This window comes from Ferrimonas sediminum, assembly GCF_900100175.1.
In the GTDB taxonomy this organism is placed as follows: Bacteria; Pseudomonadota; Gammaproteobacteria; order Enterobacterales; family Shewanellaceae; genus Ferrimonas; species Ferrimonas sediminum.
Genome location: NZ_FNEM01000005.1, coordinates 192,037 through 213,751, shown reverse-complemented (window position 1 = coordinate 213,751; position 21,715 = coordinate 192,037). Strand labels below are relative to the sequence as shown.

The 21,715-nt window shown below is 59.4% G+C and carries 17 protein-coding genes; 12 read left to right on the top strand and 5 right to left on the bottom strand.

The window, feature by feature from the left end; genetic code table 11:
• Positions 1 to 9: 9 nt before the first annotated feature.
• From BLT77_RS08685 to BLT77_RS08665, 5 genes are all read right to left on the bottom strand, one after another.
• Entirely contained in the window at positions 10 to 3,447 is a 3,438-nt protein-coding gene (locus tag BLT77_RS08685; protein WP_090364786.1) for a DEAD/DEAH box helicase, read from the bottom strand.
• Between the two features lie 5 nt (positions 3,448 to 3,452).
• Positions 3,453 to 3,902 (bottom strand): hypothetical protein, encoded by a 450-nt coding sequence (locus BLT77_RS08680; RefSeq protein ID WP_090364784.1) that lies wholly within the window; start codon positions 3,900 to 3,902, stop codon positions 3,453 to 3,455.
• A gap of 49 nt (positions 3,903 to 3,951) precedes the next feature.
• Positions 3,952 to 4,497 (bottom strand): hypothetical protein, encoded by a 546-nt coding sequence (locus BLT77_RS08675; RefSeq protein WP_090364782.1) that lies wholly within the window; start codon positions 4,495 to 4,497, stop codon positions 3,952 to 3,954.
• Positions 4,494 to 5,489 carry a hypothetical protein gene (locus BLT77_RS08670; protein WP_143026590.1) on the bottom strand — a complete coding sequence of 332 codons (996 nt, stop codon included), beginning with the start codon at positions 5,487 to 5,489 and terminating at the stop codon, positions 4,494 to 4,496. The genes BLT77_RS08675 and BLT77_RS08670 overlap by 4 nt, the downstream gene beginning before the upstream one ends.
• Positions 5,490 to 5,695: 206 nt before the next feature.
• A complete protein-coding gene (locus BLT77_RS08665) occupies positions 5,696 to 6,352 on the bottom strand; it encodes a HEPN domain-containing protein (RefSeq protein ID WP_090364778.1) in 657 nt (218 codons plus the stop codon).
• Between the two features lie 470 nt (positions 6,353 to 6,822).
• Between BLT77_RS08665 and BLT77_RS08660 the strand changes: the two genes are divergently transcribed.
• From BLT77_RS08660 to BLT77_RS08605, 12 genes are all read left to right on the top strand, one after another.
• On the top strand, positions 6,823 to 7,368 hold the full coding sequence (locus BLT77_RS08660; protein ID WP_090364776.1) for a Na+/H+ antiporter subunit E: 546 nt from the start codon (positions 6,823 to 6,825) through the stop codon (positions 7,366 to 7,368).
• Positions 7,355 to 8,338, top strand: a complete 984-nt coding sequence (locus BLT77_RS08655; RefSeq protein WP_090364774.1) for a universal stress protein — start codon at positions 7,355 to 7,357, stop codon at positions 8,336 to 8,338. The genes BLT77_RS08660 and BLT77_RS08655 overlap by 14 nt, the downstream gene beginning before the upstream one ends.
• A gap of 5 nt (positions 8,339 to 8,343) precedes the next feature.
• Positions 8,344 to 8,622, top strand: coding sequence for an MrpF/PhaF family protein (locus BLT77_RS08650; RefSeq protein ID WP_090364773.1), 279 nt, complete (start codon positions 8,344 to 8,346; stop codon positions 8,620 to 8,622).
• Positions 8,609 to 8,908 (top strand): monovalent cation/H(+) antiporter subunit G, encoded by a 300-nt coding sequence (mnhG, locus tag BLT77_RS08645; protein WP_090364771.1) that lies wholly within the window; start codon positions 8,609 to 8,611, stop codon positions 8,906 to 8,908. Before BLT77_RS08650 ends, mnhG begins: the two co-directional genes overlap by 14 nt.
• Positions 8,896 to 9,213, top strand: coding sequence for a Na(+)/H(+) antiporter subunit B (locus BLT77_RS08640; RefSeq protein ID WP_090364769.1), 318 nt, complete (start codon positions 8,896 to 8,898; stop codon positions 9,211 to 9,213). The genes mnhG and BLT77_RS08640 overlap by 13 nt, the downstream gene beginning before the upstream one ends.
• An 86-nt stretch (positions 9,214 to 9,299) precedes the next feature.
• Complete coding sequence (locus BLT77_RS08635) at positions 9,300 to 9,923, top strand: MnhB domain-containing protein (RefSeq protein WP_245709900.1); 624 nt, start codon at positions 9,300 to 9,302, stop codon at positions 9,921 to 9,923.
• Positions 9,920 to 10,225, top strand: a complete 306-nt coding sequence (locus BLT77_RS08630) for an NADH-quinone oxidoreductase subunit K (protein WP_090364765.1) — start codon at positions 9,920 to 9,922, stop codon at positions 10,223 to 10,225. The genes BLT77_RS08635 and BLT77_RS08630 overlap by 4 nt, the downstream gene beginning before the upstream one ends.
• A gap of 181 nt (positions 10,226 to 10,406) precedes the next feature.
• Positions 10,407 to 11,840 (top strand): complex I subunit 5 family protein, encoded by a 1,434-nt coding sequence (locus BLT77_RS08625; protein WP_090364763.1) that lies wholly within the window; start codon positions 10,407 to 10,409, stop codon positions 11,838 to 11,840.
• Entirely contained in the window at positions 11,837 to 13,333 is a 1,497-nt protein-coding gene (locus BLT77_RS08620) for a proton-conducting transporter transmembrane domain-containing protein (RefSeq protein ID WP_090364761.1), read from the top strand. The genes BLT77_RS08625 and BLT77_RS08620 overlap by 4 nt, the downstream gene beginning before the upstream one ends.
• On the top strand, positions 13,330 to 14,619 hold the full coding sequence (locus BLT77_RS08615; protein ID WP_090364759.1) for a proton-conducting transporter transmembrane domain-containing protein: 1,290 nt from the start codon (positions 13,330 to 13,332) through the stop codon (positions 14,617 to 14,619). Before BLT77_RS08620 ends, BLT77_RS08615 begins: the two co-directional genes overlap by 4 nt.
• A gap of 227 nt (positions 14,620 to 14,846) precedes the next feature.
• The gene (locus BLT77_RS08610; RefSeq protein ID WP_090364757.1) at positions 14,847 to 15,350 is read left to right on the top strand and encodes a porin family protein; all 504 of its coding nucleotides are present in this window, start codon (positions 14,847 to 14,849) and stop codon (positions 15,348 to 15,350) included.
• Positions 15,351 to 15,653: 303 nt separating this feature from the next.
• Positions 15,654 to 21,704 (top strand): LamG-like jellyroll fold domain-containing protein, encoded by a 6,051-nt coding sequence (locus BLT77_RS08605; protein WP_176819245.1) that lies wholly within the window; start codon positions 15,654 to 15,656, stop codon positions 21,702 to 21,704.
• Positions 21,705 to 21,715: the final 11 nt, after the last annotated feature.

Below are 21,715 nucleotides of genomic sequence, written 5' to 3'. Positions count from 1 at the left end.
TGTTGAGCCTCAGGCGGGCTGACGGGCCTTAGGCGGCTGAGGCTGGGGGGGAAGGATGGATTGCTTGGGGATGCGGGCGATGATCTCCGCAAACAGGTTACGTTCGCCATTGCGGCAGGGGCGGCGCAGAAACGGCAGGTGGCCGAAGAACACCAGATTTTCCTTGGCGCGGGAGCAGGCCACATTGAGCCGTTTCCAGTCCAGCAGGAAGCGCAGGTTGCCATAGGTGCGCACGGTGGAGTAGCACACCAGTTCCGCTTCACTGCCCTGAAAACTGTCGACGGTGTTGATGCGGATGCTCAGCCCGCCCCAATGGTATTCGCCATGGCTTTCATGGTCACAGACTTTGGCCATCATCGCCCGAATGGTGCGTTTCTGGGCACCATAGGGGGTGATCACCGCCACCTCACGTTTATCCTCGCCCTTGAGTTTGTGCCGCTGCGCGTCCAGGAATCGGATGATGGCGATGGCCTCTTCGCGGTTGTACTGGCTGGTGTTGTCGCGCTGCTGACGGCCGCGAACGTCCTGCCACATCAGGGTGTGTGGCAGCAGAAACTCGGACTCGTCGATGATGCGCCCGTTCTGCAGTTGTCGCTGTCCGTCCGGGCTGTAGAACAGCTCGGCCACCAGATCGCCAATCTGTTTCGGCATGCGGAACTGCTCGCCGAGGAAACTTTTCGACTGGGACGGCAGGCCGTTGTAGAGGGTTTCAAAAAAGCTGGTTTCCAGAAAGGTCTCTTTCAAAAACGGCAGCTCTTCGCTGGCTTCATCGGTCTGCAGCAACGGGGCCACGCTGGGCGGCAGCTGAAAGTGATCGCCAATCAAAATTACTTTCTTGGCCCTGAGCATGGGAATCATCAGCTCCGGCACGGTGGAACGGCCGGCTTCATCGATGATCACCACATCGAAGCGAAGCTGATCGATGCTCTGTTGTCGTGAGGCCAGTCCGACGCAGGTGGCGCCGACCAGGTTGTGGTTTTGCAGCAGCAGCCAGGTCAGCTCCTGATTCAGTGCCGGAGCCGGCTCATCCTCTTCTACCTCCGGGCCCAGTACCCCGTTCAGCCACTGGCTGGCCAGCTCCCGGTCATCAGCCTGGCCACTGACGGCGGCCTTGGCGGCCGCCTGGCGGCTGAGGTCGACAAACTCCTGTTGCCGTTTGCCCAGGGTGTAATGGCGCAGCTGGCCTTCCACTTTTTTCTCCGGGCCGATGCGAAGCAGGTTGACCCGGCCACTGTCCAGCTGCGGCCGGTGCAGATCGATGAACCGGTCCAGGGCGTTGTCGACGGCGGCGTGCTGTTGGGACACCAGCAGCACTCGGGTCTCCGGCTGCTGGCTGAAGATCTGGTGCAGCATCTCGACAATGCTGGTGGTTTTGGCGGTGCCCGGCGGCCCCTGAATTAGCGCCAGGTGGCGCTCGGTCAGCGCCGTGGTGATCACCTGTTTCTGGGTCGGGGTCAGCTGTGGATTCTGCCATTGCACCGGCCCGCTGAAATGCTGGTGCCAGAACGGGTCACGTTCGCCCTGATACTGTCCGGGCGCCAGCAAAATCTGCTTGATCCGCGGCGAGGCCAGGGTGTCATGGCGGAACGCTTCCAGGGCGGTGTGCTGGCGGTTGAGGGCGTCGTCGTATTTGTGCAGGGTCAGTTGCAGTGCCACGGCATTCGGGTTTTTCTGCAGTGTTTGTTGCAACTGGCGGCAGTGCACCCAGGGCAGGCCCAAATTAAGGCGCTTGCCCTGAATGGTCAGCTCCAGCTTGTGGCGCGCCCGGGGAGGCAGTGGCTCCAGCCAGCGGTGTTGCCCCTGGCCATCGTCGCCCCAGTAGCTGAGACGACAGCGCGGCTCAAAGCCGTCGCGCTGAATCTGTTTGCAGGCCTCGATGAACTCCGCCAACGGCGCGTCGGCGGCAGCCTTCAGCGACAGTTCGAGCTGTGCCGCCTGCTCGTCGGGCTCGCAGGCGATGCCTTCTACCGTCAGTTGCAGCTGGCTTTGTTGGTAGTCCATCACCTGCTGCCACTGCCCCAGCATTTTGGCCTGGGCCAGTCGCTGCTGCTGATTGGCGTCGGCGGCGGCAATCTGGGCGGTCAGGTTGACCAGTTGCTCAAAGGCATCGGGATTGGTGGGGGTCTGGCCGGTTAGCCGGGCATCCACCGCCACCATCGCCAGGGGCAGTTCAAACCCCTGGCCGTGATCCTGATAAGGTTCAATGTGCTGCACGGTCAGCGCCGACAGCGAGGCGTCCATCTGGCAGTGCAGGCGCAGGTTGTGACGGGCGATCACCAGTTGGTTGCCGTCCAGTGCCAGCATTCGCCAGGGGGTGGTGTCGGCGCCATCCAGCGCCGCGTCCCAGCCAGGCTGCAGCAGTTCGGCGGCCATAAACAGAAACAGTCCGCCCTGATCCTCTGAGCCCAGCTCGGCGCTGGCAAGCATGCTCACCTGAATCCGCTTGAATTTGGGGTTGAGATTGCCGGGTGCATCGCTCAGCAGCAGGTTGTACTGATCGGCGTAGGCGTCGACCTGCTGGCCGGGAAGCAGCTCAATCAACGGGTTATGGGTCAGTTGAATCGGCAGGTTAGCGCGGACAATGCCCAGCTCAGACTGCAACAGGTAACCGAGGCGGGTTTTGCGTTCCACCTCCAGTGGGATTGGCACGTCCGCCAGGATGTGGTCGACCCAGAGTCGGCCCTTGGCGACGCAGCCGTAAAACAGCCGTTTGCCTTTGGCACTGGTCTTGTGATGAACAATCTGCAGCGGAATGGCATCCCGCTGCGGGTAGTTGAAGAACAGCCGTTCCTGAAAGTCGCTGCTCCAACCCTGCATCACCCGATTGTTGGTCAGGTGCAGGCGGCTGTTGAAGGCCATGTTGCTGTCCAGTTCCTGCTCCTCGATCAACACCACCTTGCCCACATAGAGCCAGTCGTGGGGCAGGGTGGCCGACGGCAACGCGATGTCGCCGAGCAGCGACTGCAACGACTCGATGTCGTGGCCGCTGTGATCCAGGGTGGACCAGTAGCGGTCGAGCTGGTTGCGGTACCAGTCGAGGTAGTCACCAAAGGCCCGCAATCTGGCCTGGGCATCTTCAATCTGGCAGTAGCTTTGCTTCAGGGCCCGGCGGCGATAAGGGCTGATGCTGTCGTCCTGCAGCTCTCTGGCCAGCTGGGGTGGCAGCTTGCTGAGTTCGGCATTGATGCTGGCAATTTTGCTGCGCTGACGCAGATGCTCTTCGCCCAGCTTGTTCAGTACCTGCTCCAGTGCCCGGTGCAGATGCTGGGCATTGGCGGTTTCCAGCTCGATGCCATGGGCGGCCAGCTGTTGGTTGAGCGCATCGATGTCGGCCCGCAAATGGCTGTGCCGACGCTGCTCTTCCTCTGTGGCCTTGTCGAAATACCAGGCGGCAGCGGAGGCGGTCAGGGCGATGCCAACACCGATGGCGGTAATTGTGGCGAGCATTCGGTTTAGTCCCGGCCGGCGCTGTGCAGTTGTTGCAGCAAAACAATCTCGTCGGCACTGGCGTCTCCGGTGGCCACTTTGGCCCTAAGCACCGCGATGGTCTTTTCAAGGCTCTGCTGATCCTGCTGCCACTGCTGATGTTGATGGTTGTTCGCCTGTCGCTCGGTTTCGGCGCTGTACTGCTCCACCTCCAGCTCCTTGCTGCGCTGATGGAAGGCGATTTGTTGTTTGCGCACCTCATTATCGGATTGCTGCATCTCTTTGAGGGCGTCGGCTTTCACCTGAATGGTGCGCTCGCGCTCGCTGCGCAGCTCGTTGTAGCTGCTGTAGGCTTTCACGCCCTCCTGCGCCAGCTCTACCAGTTGCTGGCCGTCCAGTTTGTCCACCGCCTTGGCGGCAGTGCCTTGCTGAGTGGTTTTCGGTTTCTTTTGAATCTTCTTGGTCGGGGTTTTCATGGTCAGTTCTCGGTGTCAATTTGAAACGGTCAACGGGGGCCGGCGGTTGTTATGACGGCTCATTGAGGGCGTACACCAGGCACGCCAGTTGCGCCTGCATCAGGGCGTCGGCGGCGTGGGTCAGGGTCGTTAATCTCGGGCAACTGCTGCGGCTTTGGCGCCTCAGGGCCCGCACCTGGGTCAATAGCATCTCCAGGCTTTTGTGCTGGCTCTTCAGTTGGGCCAACAGCCTGTGGGTCTGCTGCTGCCGCTGTTCCAGGGTGGTTTCCAGCAGGGTTAACCGGTGTTGCTGTTCCAGCTGCCACAGGTTCTCTTTAATGGCCAACACTTCACTGGCATTGGCGACTTTGCGCTTCAGCTCCTGTTTTCTGGCCAGCAGTTGTTCGGTGATGGCTTTGGCCCGCTGCAGTTTGCAGTAGGAGTTAATGGCATCGGCCACGGAGATGGCGGCGTCGACCCAGGCGGCCACCGGGTTGGCGCCTTTGGCCCCATGGCGCACCAGTTGCAGCGCGGCCCGGGAGTTTTTGATTACCCGGGCGTGGCGGCCGCTGCCAAGATCCAGCTGATTAAACTGGAACAGTTCGACGGTCTTCATCGGGACTCCTGGTGGGCATGCAGTTGCTGCCTTAAGGTGTGGTGGCCGAGAATCAGCGCCCGGTTGCTCTGGGTCAGAGACACGCTGCGGCTCATCAGAGGTGGCAGTGGCTCCCCGGCGGCGACCAACTCGGTGATGGGAACCAGGGTGGCTGCGGGCCAGTGCAGATCCGTCTTGCGGGCCATGGCCGGTTCAAATTGGGTTATCGGCATACCGGATACCCGGCAGTAATCCTCGGTGAGTGTCGGCAGGGGCGTCAGTTCCCCGGCAACCAGGTTGGGTACCTGGTGCTCGATTCGGCATTGCAGCACCGGCAGTTGCACCGTGATGCCCTTCCAGTAATCCGTTTCCAGCGGCGTGTCTGTGCTCAGCTCGATGTCGCGATAGCGCAGCGCCGGCTCACTGCCATCGACACTGAGCTGAAACTGCCAGGCGTGGCACTGGCTGGATAGAATGTCGTGATGTCGGGGCCACAACCGGGTCATAAAGTCGATAAAGGCCTCACCGTTGTCGTCGGTCAAGCCCTTGGTCAGGCGCCGGGTCTGCAGTACTTTCTGAATGTTCCAGTCTTTCTCGTACTCAGGAGCTGTTACCGCATCGTCGGTGTCGGTTGGCGGCTGCAACTGCCGCTCATCCTCGGCGACCTGCAGGCTGCTGATGCCATCCACCACGTCCAGCCACAACCCCTGGCTCTGGCCATTCAGTTCAGAGGCCTGAGCCATCTCCTGGCCCATCTCGGTGAGTCGCTGCAGCTCGCTATCGAACCAGCCCAGCCCTTCCATTCGGGTCAGTATTGGCGTCAGATGGGCGTCGGTAAGGGCGGTGATGCGCTTGATGTCGGTCAGGGCGCGGCCTTCGCCGGCCAGGGCCTGCAGCACAAACTGCGACACCTTGCCCAAGGCATCGAGCAACTGGTGATGGAGGGTAAGGCGGTAACGCCGGACCGGAAGTTGGACTTTCAGAGGTGCAGGTAGAGTGCCCGGTGAATTCATAGATGAGGTGCAGGTCTGTGCTTTTTTATTTGTGGAATCAATCTTATCACAGCCCGGTTGCGGTTAGCTGCCAGCAGCTATTGTTACCTGCCTGAAAACACGACAGATGCCACGGTTGGTGGCAAATCGAACTAAGGCCGCTGCAGAATGGGCTTCGGGTACGAGCGTTGGAGGCAGAGCCTGCCCGCCGAGTGAGAGGGCGCCTTTCAGGAGGGCACCACCGGATAGAAAGGGTCGCCCCATACCTGGTCGGCATTGTCCATCATAATGTCGATAACAATGGGCACCAGGCTGCGTAGAATGGCGCAGCAATCTCTGACCTGCTGGCGGTTTAGCTGACCGTTCCAGGTGGCGCCGCCATGAACCAGCTGATTGCGAAGGGTGTAGATGCGCTGCAGCGCAATCGCCAGCACTTTGGGGGTGTTTTGCTGGCTCAGTGCTTTGGCCGCCTGTTGTCTGGCTTCGCTGAACCGCTGCTGCCACTGCTCGCTGCCGGGTTTGCCGTTGAGGTGGTCCCAGAACGGCTGAAACACGTGCTGATTGTCGAGCAGAACCCGAATGGGACCGGGGTACTGTTGCCAGACCAGGGCACTGAGTCGCTGGTCAGGATCCAGGTGGCATAGACGGGTCAGAAATCGGTTGGAGGCATCCAGTTCGCTGCCTCGGTACTGGGCGTCCATGTCGTTGGCGTAGGCGGCGTTAAAGGCGATCCACAGGAAGATGAATTCGCCGTCGGGGTCATCGTCGCAGGCTTCCGAGCGCTGCAGCCAACTCAGGGCACGATGTACCCGCAGCCCCAGGTTCTCGGAAAAGCCGGCTCTCAGTTGCCGTTGTTTGTTTTTTAACTGGTTAAACTGCTTCATTTTTTTAACTCTATCTCGACGCCAAGACACAATAACATAGAAGGGAAGGGGGGGAACGTCGGTGACGTTACCTCTGTGATTCCCCCGGCTCATTAGCTTACCGCTGCAAGCGGGTGAATCTCAGCAGCACAGTGAACAAAGGGGGCGTTCCCGCGCAACGCCTTTTTTGCCGGCGCTGGCAGAAGGGACCAGCAGAACAGGCAGGAAAGCCCTTAATCTGTTTCGCTCTGGCCAGGTTTTTCACTGCCAGAACGTGACCCGGAGGATCATCATCTACACTTGAGTAGAGACGGGTAAGTGATTGCATCGCGGCGCTTATCGAGAGTTCGGTAAGCTGCGGGGAGGGGCTTGACGCGTCTAAGGTTCGGTCATGCTGGCTACGGGGCACCCTGCAGCGTGGCAAAAGCAGGCGCCGGACGCGCGGTATACGGGCATCCCTGCGCTGGCTCAACAAATTTTGAGGCTTTGGGATGAGTCGACGATCAGGCTGGAGCTGGCTTGGCAAGGTGGCGGATTTTGACGGTCGGCGAATCGCGGGAAATGCGGTGGTGTTTGTCTTGCTGTGGTGGGTGCTCAGTTCCGGTTCGGTTCACTCATGGTGGGTGGGACTGCCTGTGGTGTGTATGGCCACCCTGGTTAGCGTGAAACTGGTGCCGGCTTTTTCTTTTTCAGTGACCGGTTTGATGTGTTTTCTCCTTTTTTTCTTCTGGCACTCGCTGCGAGGAGCTGTTGATGTCGCCTGGCGCGCTTTTCACCCGGGTATGCCCATTTTTCCCGGTGTTGTGGACTTTCCACTACGGCTGCCCCAGGGGATATCCCGGGTATGTCTAGTTAACACGGTCAGCTTGCTACCGGGTACATTAGGCATTGAACTGGGTGCGAACAGTTTGAAGGTTCACGTGCTCGACATGCGAAAGGCGGCCCGGCCGGAACTCATGAGATTGGAGCAGATGGTGGCTCGAATGTTCGATGTTTCCATAGAACGAGAAGCCGGGGAATGCCGTGAAGAGGTTTAAAAACATTCTTTGCGTGCTGGAGCCGGAGCACGCCTCGGTGACGGTGCTGGAGCGGGCAGTTGAGCTGGCTGAAAGTAATCAGGGCAGGCTGACAGTCGTCGGCGTGGTGCCTCACGTCACAGTGGGTATTGGTGTGTCTGACGGGGGGCCTGACCTGGTCGACCTTCAGGACGCGATAGTGAAGATCCACCGACAGAAATTGGAAGCATTTATTCAGCCTGTTGCCAAGCGAGCCGGGGTGGATATCAAGGTGCTGGTTGGGATCCCCTTCTTGCAGGTTATTCACGAGGTACTGCGTCATGACCGTGACCTGGTGATCAAAGTACCAGAGCAGCAGGATTGGCTGGAGCGCTTATTTGGCAGTGACGACATGCACCTGCTGCGCAAGTGTCCTTGCCCGCTTTGGATCATCAAGCCGCAGGCGCCAAAGCCTTGCCGGGTCATCTTGGCTGCAGTCGATGTTGATGATGGCCATCCTCTACACGAGATGGCGTCCAGGGAGGCGTTAAATCGTCAGTTGCTGGAAATGGCCAGCTCCCTGGCGCTGGCTGAATCGGCCGAGTTGCACATCATCCATGTCTGGGAGGCCCCGGCCGAAAGCGCGATGCGAAACGGGGCGTTTATGAGGGCCAGGGAAACCGAGGTTGACGCCTATGTCCGGCAAGTCAGGCGGCAACGTTCGGCCAATCTGGAGAGTTTGATGCGTAAGCTGGAAGCCGGTATAGGTGCCGATGCGCTGCAGTACATTAGCCCTAAAGTTCACTTAATAAAGGGAGAGGCCTGTCAGGAGATACCGGCACTGAGTCAGCAGATTGATGCCGATCTTGTGGTCATGGGAACCGTAGCCCGAACGGGGGTGTCGGGTTTTATTATGGGCAATACGGCGGAGGCGGTACTGGGTCAGATTCAGTGCTCCGTGCTTGCGATCAAACCACCAGGCTTTAGTACGCCGGTCAAAATAGATGACTGACTCTTATGCAGATTTTTTATTTCTCACTGGCGTTGGTGTTGCTCCTGAACCTTGTTGCTGGCATGTGGCGGGTCGTGAGTGGGCCGACAGCGGCAGATCGTATGTTGGCGGTACAGTTGTTAGGTACCTCTTCGGTGGCCATCTTGTTGATTCTGGCTCATGCCACAGGCAACCCGGCCTTGGCTGACGTGGCTTTGGTATTTGCCCTGTTGTCGGCAGTAACCACAGTGGCATTTGTCAGGCCGGCATGGCGGATTAAGGAGGGGAAAAATGATTCCCACTGAGGTGATCTCTTCCATCTTGTTGCTGGCTGGAGCGGTATTTTTTTTGGCGGGCACTTTGGGATTGTTGCGATTTCCAGACGTGTATACGCGGTTGCACGCTTTGACTAAGGCCGACAACGTCGGCCTGGGGTTGGTGATTCTTGGTTTGGCTGCTCAGGCGGCAAATGGGCTTGTTGTGGTTAAGTTGCTGATAATCTGGGGGTTAGTGATGCTTGCCAGCGCCAGTATATCCCACCTGATCGCCAAAAGGGCTCTGCAGCGGGGGATTAAGCCATGGACGCGTTGACCCTGTTGTATTGGTTGTTTGACGGGCTTCTGGGAGGGTGCCTGTTTTGGCTGGCCTGGCAGGCGCTCGCCACTGCGGATATGTTCAAGGCGATAGTTCTGTACGTCAGTTTCGGATTGCTGATGTCATTGGCTTGGGTTCGGCTCAATGCGCCGGACGTCGCCCTGGCCGAGGCGGCGATAGGTGGAGGGCTGACCGGAGCCCTGTTGCTGGCGGCAATGGCTCGTATTCGGGGGAGTCGTTTGGTTGCATCGAAGGGTGGGTCCGGTAAGGACTCGGCTGGCACTGGGGGTAATGATGACTGATGACCTGAGCCGAAGTGAAATTATGGATAAAGCCGGAGTCATGGCCGTTAGAGAGTGCCATGAGGCATAGGTTCAGGCCTCTGTTGTTGCTGTTTTGGGTTGGTCTCGTGTATGCCGTATTCACTCTGCCAGAACCTGCTGAAAACCTGTCAGAAACAGTGACGGTTAATATGGAAGTCAGTGGTGTCTCGAACCCGGTGACCGCAGTACTGCTCAATTTCCGTGGTTACGATACCTTGCTGGAGTTGGGTGTATTGCTGGTGGCTCTGATGGGAGTGTGGTCTCTGCGCACCGTGTCGGATTATCGACAAGTGGACCCAGGTCAGGTACTGGACATCATGTCGCGTCAACTGGTTCCTGTATTGATTGTCTCGGCGGGCTTCCTGTTATGGGCCGGTGCGTCCGCACCCGGGGGAGCCTTCCAGGCCGGTTCATTATTGGGGGCCGCCGGGGTGCTGCTGATCCTGTGTGGATGGCGTATTGATGATCGGTTTACAGGGTTGCCGTTAAGATTGCTGTTGGCATCGGGGGTGGGACTGTTTGTGTTGACCGGTGCTGCCTTGTTATTGGCGGATGCGGCATTTTTGCAGTATCCGCCTTCTGTGGCAGGTCACTTTGTCTTAGCGATTGAGGCAATGGCGACGCTGTCCATCGGCGCAACATTGGCAGCGCTGTTTATGGGTGGGCGACCAGGGAGGAGGAGTGAATGACTCAGGCTTATCTTTATGCATCTCTTGGTGTAAGCGTATTTGCTCTCGCTCTGCACGCCTTGATTCACAATGTGGATCTGTTACGCAAGATACTGGCCGTCAACGTGATGTGCTCCGGCGTCTTTCTGGTGCTGGTGGCCTTGGCTTCCCGTACCCCGGGCGGGGTCGATCCGGTGCCACACGCCATGGTAATTACAGGCATTGTTATCACCGTGTCAGCGACGGCGTTGGCACTTATTTTGATGTTGAGAGTGTACCAGACAACGGGGAAAAACGAATTGTCTGACGGCCGTGAGGAGTAATGGGACATACCCGGCTGCGGGGACACCTGAACGTTCTCATCGGCTCAGGTTATGGGAGCTTGTTGCTCGTTCGGAATATTGGAAGTTGTCTCAATTATCTCCCTTGGACTTTGAACCGATTTAGTGTGCTGACGTGTGTCATCAACAATGGCTCAAAAGGCTGCAGTTGGAGTGCAGAGTAATGGAAACTCCCTGGGGTGTGGTACTGATCGTATTGCCCTTGTTGGGGGGCATCGGCTGTTTTCTGTTCCGGAAAAAAGCCGCGGTACTGGGTGTGCTTACGTCGGTGGCGGTCATGGGGGCCACCGCGGGTCTGGGGTGGCAGTTGCAAACACTGGGGCCGCAGCGCTATGCCGTTGGGGGCTGGGGTGCGCCTCTGGGCATTGATCTTTACGCTGATGGATTGAGCCTGTTGATGCTGGCGGTGGCATCTGTAGTAGGGCTTGGGGTCAGCGTCTACGCCAATGGCTACTTTAGTCGCGATAAGTCAGCCCATTTCTGGTCACTATGGCTATTGCTGTGGGCGGCGCTCAATGCACTGTTCCTGTCTGCCGATATCTTTAATCTTTATGTCACTCTTGAACTGCTGGGGTTAGCCGCGGTGGCCCTGATCGCACTGGACGGCGGGGCACAGGCTCTGAATTCGGCGATGCGTTACCTGTTAATCAGCCAGTTGGGCTCTCTGTTTTACCTGTTAGGCGTCGCCTTTGTTTACCATGGGTTTGCTAGTCTGGATATCGCTATATTGGCGCAACGGGTGGTGCCATCACCTTCGGTCATGGTGGCGGTCGGCTTGATGAGTTTCGGTCTTCTTGTCAAGACGGCGCTCTTTCCCATGCACTTCTGGTTGCCGGCCGCCCATGCCTTTTCACCGACTCCGGTGAGTGCGCTGTTGTCGGCTCTGGTGGTGAAGGCGCCTTTCTATATCTTGCTGCGCCTGTGGTTGGAGATTTTTCCTGCGGTGGATGGTTTCTTTGCGCAGTTGCTGGGGGGACTGGGCGCGTTGGCCGTTCTGTGGGGGGGGATCCTGGCGCTATGCCAGCAGCGACTGAAACTGCTGATCGCTTACTCCACCGTGTCACAGTTGGGGTACCTGTTTCTGGCTTTTCCCCTTGGCATGGGTACCGCCTGGAAAGGCACCCTTTATATGGTGTTGTCCCACGCGGTGGCGAAGGCGGCGATGTTCATGGCTGCGGGGAATATCCAGCGGTTCGCTGGCCACGATCGCATCGCTGACTTAGACCCCATCGCCCAGCGCATGCCGTTGACGTTCATCACACTGGCTGTGTCTGGAATCAGCCTAATGGGGTTGCCGCCTAGTGGCGGTTTTATTGCCAAGTGGTTGCTGCTGGAGGCATCACTTGAGTCAGGCCAATGGTGGTGGGGGGCGATTTTGCTCGTCGGGGGGCTATTGGCTGCGGCTTACGTGTTCAAAGTCATCAGTCATGCCTTTACCCAGGCCGAGCCGAACTGTGGCAACCAGCGAGGGGTGCCCCGAATGGAGTGGACCGCCCTGGTATTGGCCATGGTGGCTGTTCTATTGGGGCTGTTTGCGCCCTGGCCGTTGACGGTGATGGAGATTGGACTTCCCTTTGACGGGACTCCCCCGTTATGAGCTGGGCGGCGGCTCTGCCTTTGATGGTCGTCGGCAGCTCCCTTATTCCGGGGGTGGCCATTTTCTTTCTCCCTGAGGAGCGGACGGCGACCCGGACGACACTGAACCTGGCGGGAGCGGCGCTCAAACTGCTATTGGTCGGGGTGATGTTTTTCGGCATGTTAAACGGCCTGAGCTACCAGACGCGCTTGCCCCTGCTGCCTGGAATCGATCTGGTATTGAGCGCTGGACCACTGGCGATGTTGTTCCTTAGCCTGTCTGCAGCTCTGTGGCTGGTGACCACGGTGTATGCCGTCGGGTATCTGGAAGGCTCCCCTTACCGCAGTCGATTTTTCGGATTTTTCAGTTTGTGCGTTACGGCAACGGTGGGTGTTGCCCTGGCCGGCAACCTGGTGACCTTCTTGTTGTTTTATGAATTGCTGACTCTGTGCACCTATCCGCTGATCGTCCATCGTGGGACCGAGGTAGCGAAAAGGGCGGGCAGAGATTATCTAATCTACACCCTAACCGGTGGGGCGTTGCTGCTGCTGTCGACGGTATGGCTTTATAGCCTATCTGGCACAACCGAGTTCCAGGAGCGGGGGTTTCTGTCCGGCCTTGATGCCTCGTTGCACCCGACGCTGATGCTGATATTCGCGTTGTGTATTGCCGGTCTGGGGGTGAAGGCCGCCCTGGTTCCCCTGCATGGTTGGTTACTCAAGGCGATGGTGGCGCCGGCCCCTGTGAGCGCACTGCTGCACGCTGTAGCGGTAGTTAAGGCAGGGGCTTTTGGCATTGTTCGGGTTGTCTATGAAGTTTTTGGTATTGAATTCTCGCGCAGCCTGGGGCTGACCTTGCCGCTGGCGGTCGTAGCGGCAGTGACCATTCTTTATGGGTCACTTCGGGCGCTGTTTCAGGATGAATTGAAGCGGCGGTTGGCATTTTCTACGGTCAGTCAGGTGGCTTACATTGTACTTGGTATATCCATTGCGGGCCCCGTTGCTGCCACTGGCGGCCTGATTCACCTGGTGCACCAGGGCGTTCAAAAAATCACTCTGTTTCTGTGTGCAGGAAATCTGGCCGAGACGCTGGGCATTCACCGAGTCAGTGAAATGAACGGGGTAGGGCGACGCATGCCCTGGACTATGACAGCCTTCACTGTCGGTGTTTTCGGTATGATCGGGGTGCCGCCCCTGGCGGGCTTTTTCAGTAAATGGTATCTCGGAGTCGGGGCTCTGGAGTCCGGTCAGCTGTGGGTGATGTGGGTCTTGGCAGGCAGCAGCCTGCTTAATGCCGCTTATTTCCTGCCCATCGTCTACGCCGCCTGGTTCAAGCCGCCCCCCGAAAGCTGGCCCGACGAACGCTGTTTCGGCAAGAAGGAGACGGCATGGGCGTTATTGGTTCCGCCTTTGGTTACTGCCGCCACCATTGTCGTTCTGGGGCTGTGGGCGTCGGCCCCCTTTAGTTTGATGGAGTGGGTTGGCTTAATCGTCAACCGGACGGGGGGCCAATGAGCGAAATCTTGTTGCTATTTTCACCCCTGTGGCCATTGGTGCTGGCGCTGCCCAATCTGCACCGTCGCCTGCCTTGGCCTGCGCATATGGCGTTGTTGCCCGCCGCCGTTTTGCTGTTTGTCCCGCAGGAGGTCGCTATTGAACTGCCGTGGCTGTATTCGGGGGCAGGGATGGGGGTGGATTCACACAGCCGGTGGTGGTTGGCCGTGTCGGTCGTGTTCTGGGGCATCGCTGCCACCCTAAGAGATAAGGCGGATGGAGGGACGAACAGTCTGTTTCTGTTGTCAATGTCAGGGCAGCTGGGGGCGGTTCTGGCGACGGATATGGTTGTTTTTCTCTCATCTTCAACACTGATGGGTTATGCCTCCATTGGTTTGTTGTGTGCGGATAGCGATGTTGCTGCCCGCCGCGCCGGTCGTCTCTACCTGGTGGCGTTGGTCATTGCGGATCTGGTGTTGTTTGAGGCGATGCTGCTGGCGGCCGAATTAACCGGTTCCGTGGGGTTTGCTTCCTTGCCCCTGGTTGTATCCTGGCCAAATATTTCAGCACTCTATCTGGTACTGGTCATTATAGGTTTTGCCCTAAAGGTAGGAGTATGGCCAATACATCAATGGCTTACGTTGGCATATCACCCTGGGCGGCTGGCAAGATCCTTGCTGTTGTGGTTGGGGCCAGTTGGTACCGGATTACTGGGGGCTGCTCAATGGTTGCCGCCCGGTAAGGTTGCAGCGCCTTGGTTGGGAACAGGGCTTCAGGCTCTTGGTGCGGCTTCGGTTCTATATTGTCTGGTTGTGGTGGGCTCGGGGGCGCAGAGGCAACGGCAACCAGCTTATGTCGTCATTATGGTCACCGGGGGGCTGGTCATGGCACTGGGGACGGCTTTGGTGACCCCGGAGGGCTGGAGCCGGTCCGGAGGGGCATTGTCAATGGTTGTGGCTTTGGGAATAGGGGCAGCACTAGGGGGTGCCGGTTTGCAGAGGCACAGGGGGCAGGTGCCAGTGGTCAGGGCTAAGCCAGAGGTGCTGGCGGTTGAGCGCTGGTGTCAGGCGTTTATAGAGTGGGGGCGGCGAGTGGGCACGGATCCTGTGCCAGGAGTGCGGGCGTGGTGGATTACCTGGTGGAGGGAGCATTGGCGGTTGTCACAATGGGTGAGGGTGTTTGAGGCGGGCGAACAGGTGTTGCGGCGTTGGAGGTTGGCGCTGTCGTTGTTGCTGGGGTTGTGTATCTTGGCCGTCTCCGTCGCACTCTGGCTGCTGCAGGTTGGACTGACCGGGGGAGCCGGATGATCAGCAGAAACAGGAAGTCTTTGTTGGCGTAGCAGTCATTTTGACGGCGGAGTCGGTGTTGGGTTGCATTCGAACCTGGGTTGATTGCGGTTGTGATCTGCACCACAAACCGGCGCTTGTTATTGGGCTTACTATGGGTATTGACCACCAATTAGAGTTGGTGTTCTATCTGATTCAATTTGAGTTTCGGAATGTATGATGGTCCGGAACGGCTCATGGAGTGACGCATGAAAAAGATCGTATTTGCCTGTTTGTTGATGCCGATGTGTGCCCTGGCATCGGAGCCTGCCGTCTATGTTGGCGGTCAGTATAACTTTATGGAAGTGGATGGTGGGCCCAGCGTGGACATTGGGGCATTGAGTGGCCGCCTGGGGTATGAGTTCAACAAGAACGTGGCGGTCGAAGCGCGACTGGGCACGGGTGTGTCAGACGATACCTTGATGGGCGTCGACATTGAGCTGAACTATTACTACGGTGTGTATCTGCGGGGCCAGATGCCGACGGACTCCGGTTTTACTCCTTACGTGATTGCCGGTTATACCAAGGGTGAACTGGAAGCCAGCGATGACTTCGATAAGGTCAAGGAGGATGAAAATGATTTCTCCTATGGCATCGGGGTGGATTTTGCGGCCACCGATCGCCTGGACGTAGGTTTGGAATACATGATGTATCTGGATAAGAGTGGCGTGGAAGTGTCCGGGTTCAGCCTGGGCGCCACCTATCGGTTCTGAGTCTAATCGTGGTGTCGAAAGGGCGACTGAGGGTCGTCCTTTTTTTATTGTTTCTGTAATCGCCCTTCGCTTGTTATTCAAGCCTGCACAGGTTGCTGTTCTAATTGAAGAGTTTTAAAACCCGATAAAGTCACTCAGTTTTTGTGCCTGTTAGGGGGCCGTGACAGCGCATCGCTTCGGGTTCGACAGCCTTAATTTCTCTACTAGACTAGTTGCATTCGACACCTTGAATTGTCGAATCAAGCTGTTACATGCCGGGGGCCTGTGCCCTTTGTTGTTACTCTAATGCAGTGGGTGATGCGTATGCGCCATATTCTAATGGGCATGCTGTTGCTCTCAGGACTCTGGCTGCTGCCAATGACGGCATCGGCGGCACTGTTTGAAGACTCGGATTTCACGGAGGAAACCCTCTCCCGTCCCGATGGGGCGGGGTGGTCTGGTGTGGTAGGTCTGGCTTTCGATGAGGAAGGCTCTCGCATCTACGCCTGGGAACGTGACGGTAAAGTCTGGATTATTGACCAAGCGGCTCCGGTGACCCAGCCTCTCATCGACATCAGCGATGAAGTGTTGGCGTGGCGCGATCACGGCTTGTTGGGGTTTGCCCTGGACCCCGATTTCAACAGCAACGGTTACCTTTATCTGAACTACGGTGTCGACCGGCATCACTTGCTGCATTGCAGCGAGCCCGCCTCCGGGGTCGGCGCGCCCCAGTGTGACCAGGATTACGACCCGCTGGAAACCATTCAGGTGACTCAGGCCACCATCGGTCGCATCACTCGCTACACCGCCATTAAGCCCGCCGGTCAGGCGGATTATCGCAATGCCACCAGTGTGGACTACAACAGCCGTAAGGTGTTGTTGGGTGAAACTGCGTCCAGTGGGTTCCCGCTGTTGCACCAATCCCACAGCAGCGGCCAGTTGGTGTTTGGGACCGATGGCAGCTTGCTGGCGGCCTTTGGCGATGGCGCCAGCTACCTCACCAGTGACTCCGGCAGCGCCAGTGAGACCGCTTATCAGGACGGCCTGGATGACGGCATTATTACTCCGGCGGAGAACGTCGGTTCCTACCGTTCGCAGATGCCGGACTCCTTGAATGGCAAGGTGCTCAGGCTGGATCCGGCCAGCGGCGACGGCCTGCCGGGTAACCCCTATTTTGATGCCTCTGCTCCGCGGGCGGCCAAATCCCGGGTGTGGGCGTTGGGGCTGCGAAACCCCTACCGCATGAGCCTGAAACCGGGCACCGGCTCCCATAACATCGAGGATGGCGACCCTGGCGTCCTGTTTGTGGGAGACGTGGGCAACAACCGCTGGGAGGAGTTCAATGTGATCAGTGGCCCGGGACAGAATTTTGGCTGGCCGCTGTTTGAGGGGATTGAGCCGTCGCTGGAGTATCAGAACAAGGTGGTGCAAAACCAGATCGCCTCACTGGTACTGGGGTGTACCGTCAATTTTGGTGATCTACTGAAACAGGCGGCCGTGCCGGCGCCAAGCTTTGCCAACCCCTGTGGCTCCGGAGCCATCACTCAGGTGCCGGTGTATGTGCACCAGCGTCCGCAGCTGGACTGGTTTCATGGTGGTGCGATTACCCGCTACCCCGCCTTTGATGCCGCCGGCAACACGGTGGCGGTGGATGTGGGGGATGCGGTGCCGGGTACTGGCGATGTCCTGACCCAGGGACAGCCGTTTTTTGGTAATGCCTCGACCGGTGGGGTCTGGTATCAGGGCAGTGATTTTCCCGCCAGCTACCAGGGCACCTATTTTCACGGCGATTTTGGTGGCCAGTGGATTCGAAACTTTGTCATGACCCCGGATCATCGCCTCACCGAAATTCGGCCATTTTTGAGCCAGGGGGGTGGCATCGTTTTTCTGGCCACACACCCTACCGAGGGGCAGCTGTATTACATCAGCTGGGCCAGTTTCATCCACAAGGTCAGTTACGCGCCCGGGGGCAATCGTCTTCCGACCGCAGTGGCCTCGGCAACACCTCAGTTCGGGCCGTCGCCGCTGTCGGTGCAGCTGTCCTCCAGTGGATCCAGCGATCCTGAAGGCGGTGCGCTTAGCTACTGGTGGAATTTCGATGATGGCGCCGGCAGCAGCAGCGCCAATCCCGTTCACCAGTTCTCTGCTCCCGGAACCGGCCCGGCCAGTTTCCAGGTGCAACTGACGGTCACCGACTCCGGTTCCCCGGCCCAGAGTGATGACGCCAGTGTGCTGGTGAGTGTCAACAATACGCCGCCATCGGTGACCATCACCAGCCCGGCCGATGGCAGCCGTTACCCGTTGTCCGGTGATACCCTGTATCCGCTTCAGGCCCAGCTCAGCGACAATGAGCACAGCCTGGCGGAGTTGAGCTGCGCCTGGCAGACGGTGTTGCACCACAACAACCATACCCACTCCGATCCCGTCGACAACAACTGCAGCAGCCAGGTGCAGATTGCCCCGGTGGGCTGCGACGGTGAAACCTATTTTTTCCGGGTGCATCTGACGGTGACCGATGCCCACGGCCTGGCCACCCATAAAGTGGCCACACTCTACCCGGACTGTGACAGTATCTCGCCGCCGGTGGCCAATGACGATGCCGCCAGTGTGGCTTTGGGGGGCGTGGCAGACATCGATCTGCTCGCGAATGACAGTGACGATGCCGGCCTGGATTACGACAGCCTGACCCTGATCAGTCAGCCGGCGTCCGGATTGCTGACCATCGTGCCCGGCAGCGGTCGGGTCAGTTATCAGCCCAGCAGTGCCGTGCCCGGTAGTGTCAGTTTTCAATACACGGTGCAGGATACCGACGGCTATGTGTCGGCGCCGGCAACGGTAACCATCAACCTGTATGACAACGGCAGCAGCGATACCGTAGCGGCCCCGGTGATCACCCCGGATGGCGGCAGCCATACGGCGCCGTTGACGGTCAGTCTCAGCTCGGCAACGGCGGGCGCCAGCCTGTACTACACCCTGGATGGCAGTGATCCCAACCTGTCGTCGCCGACCACTGCCGGTACGGTCACCCTGAACCAGAGCGCCACCCTTAAGGTGTGGGCCTACCATCTTGGCTTCATTCCCTCTGCGGTGACCTCGGCCCAGTTTGACCTTCAGCAAACCGGTCCGCAATTTCCGGTGGCAGGCCTGGTGGGGTATTGGCCGATGAACGAAGGCGGCGGCAGCGTGGTCAATGATGAGTCCGGCAGTGGCTGGAACGGCCAGCTCAGCGGTGGCAGCTGGGCGCCTGGCTGGGACGGCCAGGGGCTGAGATTCGATGGCGGCGGTGATCTGGTGGTGGTACCCCATCAGCCAGGAATGGCGTTTGCCGACAGTGACAGCTTTACCCTGGCTGCCTGGGTCAATGCCGATGGTTCCCAGGGGGGCTGGGCCGGGTTGGTGACCCACTCCCGGGATCAGAGTCCCTGGTACGGGTTGTGGATTTCTGCCTGGAATGTGTGGACTTTTGGGGGGCCGTCGAACCTGTACGGCAGCGCCATCAACACCGGCTGGCAACACCTGTCGCTGGTGCAGGATGGCCCGGGTGATGCCCGTCGCCTCTACCTCAATGGCGAGCTGGTGGCCAGCGGTACCGCCCGGGCCGGTAACGGCGGCGGTGACCTGCGGTTCGGTGGGGCCGGAGGGGTCAGTGAGTTCTTCTCCGGAGTATTGGATGAGGTGCGCCTCTACAACCGGGCGCTGGACGGGCAGGAGCTGCTGATTCTGGCGACCACGGCGCCGCCGGCGCCGGGACCGGTGGCCCAGCCGGACAGCGCCAGTGTGGTATCCGGCGCCAGCGTTGGCATCGATGTATTGGCCAATGACAGTGCCGCATCCGGGCTGAACCCGGGGTCGGTGGAGGTGGTTGCCGGTCCCACAGCTGGAACCATTGAGGCCATCGATGCCCAGAGTGGCGAAATACGCTATCGCCACGGCGGTGCAGCGGGCAGCAGTGACAGCTTCAGCTACCGGGTGCAGGATTACGCCGGCAACTGGTCTGCCGCGACGCCGGTGTCTGTGACGGTGCAGGGGTATCAGCCGCCGACGGTCACCATTACCAGTCCCGCCGATGGCCAGAATGTCAGTGGCAACCTGGTGGTGTACTGGCAGTTGTCCGGAGACAGCGGCGCCTATGACCACATTCACGTCAAGCTGGACGACAATGCCCATGTCACCCTGCACAACACCGCCCTCACCAGCTACGACTTTGGCCAGGTGGGTGTCGGCAGTCACCAGATTCAGGTGTGGCTGGTGGACTCGAGCCATGTGGCGTTGCCCAATCCTGAGGCGTCTCAAACCATCAATGTACAGGTGGTCGACGGCAGTGGCGATCCGGATCTGTTGGGCTACTGGCCCATGGATGCCCTGCCGGGGGGGCAGGTCAACGACGCCTCGGGCAATGGCCGCAGCGGCACCGCCTTCGGTGCCAGCCTGGTTGCCGGTCGTTTTGGCAGCGGACTGAGTTTCAATGGCATCGACAACTGGGTCAGCGTGCCCCATGACGCCGGTCTGGCGTTTAACGAGGGGGATGCTTTCACCCTGTCGGTGTGGGTAAATCCTGCCGCCAGCCAGGGCGGCTGGAGCGGGGTGGTCACCAAGTCCCGGGATCAAAGTCCCTGGTACGGACTGTGGATCTCCTCCTGGAACGCCTGGACCTTTGGTGGTCCGTCGGCCCTGTACGGCAGCCCAGTCAGCAGTGGCTGGCACCACCTGGCCCTGGTTCAGGCCTCCGGCGGCCGCAGCCTCTACCTCAATGGCGCCGAGATCGCCAGCGGTCCGGCCCGGGCGGGAACCGGTACCGGCGAGCTGTGGTTTGGAGGCGCGGCCGGCATCAGCGAGTTCTTTGACGGCGTATTGGATGAGGTTCGCTTGTATGGCCGGGGATTCAGTGGTGCCGAGGTGGTGGCGCTGATGAACCTGGAGCCTGGCAGTGGCGACCCCGGCGCCGGCAATGACAGCGCGCTGGTCACCCAGGGACAGGCGGTCACCATTGCCATTCTTGCCAATGACTCGGCCCCGGCGGGCTGGGATCTGGACAGTTTTGAGCTGGTCACGGCGCCGGCTTACGGCAGCATCGATTACGATGCGGCAACGGGCAGCCTCAGCTACCAGCACGATGGCAGTGCCACCAGCGCCGACAGTTTCAGCTACCGGCTGGCGGACCAAAACGGTACCGTCAGTAATATCGCTCAGGTCAGTATCACCATTGAACCCTATCAGGCTCCGGCGGTGGTGATCACCGCGCCGGCCGATGGCAGTGAGGTGAGCGGCAATCTGGTGGTGAGCTGGAGCCGCAGCGGCGATGCCAGCGGCTACAACCATGTGCACGTACAACTGGATGATCAGGCCTATGTCCCTCTGCATGACCTGTCGCTGTCCAGCTATGACTTCGGCGTCGTGTCGCCGGGCAGTCATCTGCTGCAGGTGTGGTTGGTGGATGAGAACCATCAGCCGCTCACCAACCCGGAGTCCGGTGACAGCATCAGCGTCACCGTGGCCGAGCCGGCAACGGTGGCGGCACCGGTGATCTCGCCGGCCGGGGGCAGTTTCTCCGGACCGGTGGCGGTGACCCTGAGTTCGGCGACGCCCCTGGCGCGGCTGTACTACACCCTGGACGGCAGCGACCCCGATGCGGGCTCTGATGAGTATCTGTCGGTGTTGACCCTGGATCAGAGCGTCACCCTCAAGGCCATCGCCCTGGCCGACGGCCTGTCAGGCAGCAGCATCAGCAGTGCCCAGTTTGATATCGACCTCAACGGCGGTGGTCTTCCCACTGTTGGGTTGGTGGGGTACTGGCCACTGGATGAAAGCGGCGGGGATTCGGTGCTGGATGCCTCTGGCAACGGCCTGGTGGGCAGCCTCAGCGGCGCCAGTCGAGTGCCGGGATGGGCCGGTGGTGGCCTGAGCTTCGACGGCAGCAGCGCTCGGGTTCGTATTGCTCATGATGCGGCGCTGGCCTTTGCCGTCACCGACAGTTTTACCCTGTCGGTGTGGGTGAATGCCGACGGAGCCCAGGGGGGCTGGTCCGGAGTGGTGACCAAGTCCCGCGATAGTGCGCCCTGGTATGGTTTATGGGTGTCGTCCTGGAATGCCTGGGTCTTTGGCGGGCCCGGAAACCTGGTGGACGGCGGCATCAGTACCGGCTGGACTCAGCTGACGCTGGTACAGAATGGACCGGCGGGTACCCGCACCCTGTATCGGGGCGGCGAGGCCGTGGCCGTCGGGTCGGCACAGCCTGCGGATGGCGAGGGCGATCTGATCTTCGGCGGCGCCGATGGGGTGTCCGAGTTCTTCAGCGGCACATTGGATGAAGTGCGTCTCTATGAGCGGGCATTGACCGGGGACGAGATTCAGGCGCTGGCAACACTGCCGCCTTAAGGCGAGAGTTG

Bases quoted from the DNA above. Each gene is read 5' to 3' on its own strand.
- BLT77_RS08660 (WP_090364776.1), top strand. From the start codon at position 6,823: ATGAGTCGACGATCAGGCTGGAGCTGGCTTGGCAAGGTGGCGGATTTT.
- BLT77_RS08685 (WP_090364786.1), bottom strand. From the start codon at position 3,447: ATGCTCGCCACAATTACCGCCATCGGTGTTGGCATCGCCCTGACCGCC.
- BLT77_RS08610 (WP_090364757.1), top strand. From the start codon at position 14,847: ATGAAAAAGATCGTATTTGCCTGTTTGTTGATGCCGATGTGTGCCCTG.
- BLT77_RS08620 (WP_090364761.1), top strand. From the start codon at position 11,837: ATGAGCTGGGCGGCGGCTCTGCCTTTGATGGTCGTCGGCAGCTCCCTT.
- BLT77_RS08680 (WP_090364784.1), bottom strand. From the start codon at position 3,902: ATGAAAACCCCGACCAAGAAGATTCAAAAGAAACCGAAAACCACTCAG.
- BLT77_RS08650 (WP_090364773.1), top strand. From the start codon at position 8,344: ATGCAGATTTTTTATTTCTCACTGGCGTTGGTGTTGCTCCTGAACCTT.
- BLT77_RS08605 (WP_176819245.1), top strand. From the start codon at position 15,654: ATGCGCCATATTCTAATGGGCATGCTGTTGCTCTCAGGACTCTGGCTG.
- mnhG (WP_090364771.1), top strand. From the start codon at position 8,609: ATGATTCCCACTGAGGTGATCTCTTCCATCTTGTTGCTGGCTGGAGCG.
- BLT77_RS08630 (WP_090364765.1), top strand. From the start codon at position 9,920: ATGACTCAGGCTTATCTTTATGCATCTCTTGGTGTAAGCGTATTTGCT.
- BLT77_RS08615 (WP_090364759.1), top strand. From the start codon at position 13,330: ATGAGCGAAATCTTGTTGCTATTTTCACCCCTGTGGCCATTGGTGCTG.
- BLT77_RS08625 (WP_090364763.1), top strand. From the start codon at position 10,407: ATGGAAACTCCCTGGGGTGTGGTACTGATCGTATTGCCCTTGTTGGGG.
- BLT77_RS08675 (WP_090364782.1), bottom strand. From the start codon at position 4,497: ATGAAGACCGTCGAACTGTTCCAGTTTAATCAGCTGGATCTTGGCAGC.
- BLT77_RS08665 (WP_090364778.1), bottom strand. From the start codon at position 6,352: ATGAAGCAGTTTAACCAGTTAAAAAACAAACAACGGCAACTGAGAGCC.
- BLT77_RS08640 (WP_090364769.1), top strand. From the start codon at position 8,896: ATGGACGCGTTGACCCTGTTGTATTGGTTGTTTGACGGGCTTCTGGGA.
- BLT77_RS08670 (WP_143026590.1), bottom strand. From the start codon at position 5,489: ATGAATTCACCGGGCACTCTACCTGCACCTCTGAAAGTCCAACTTCCG.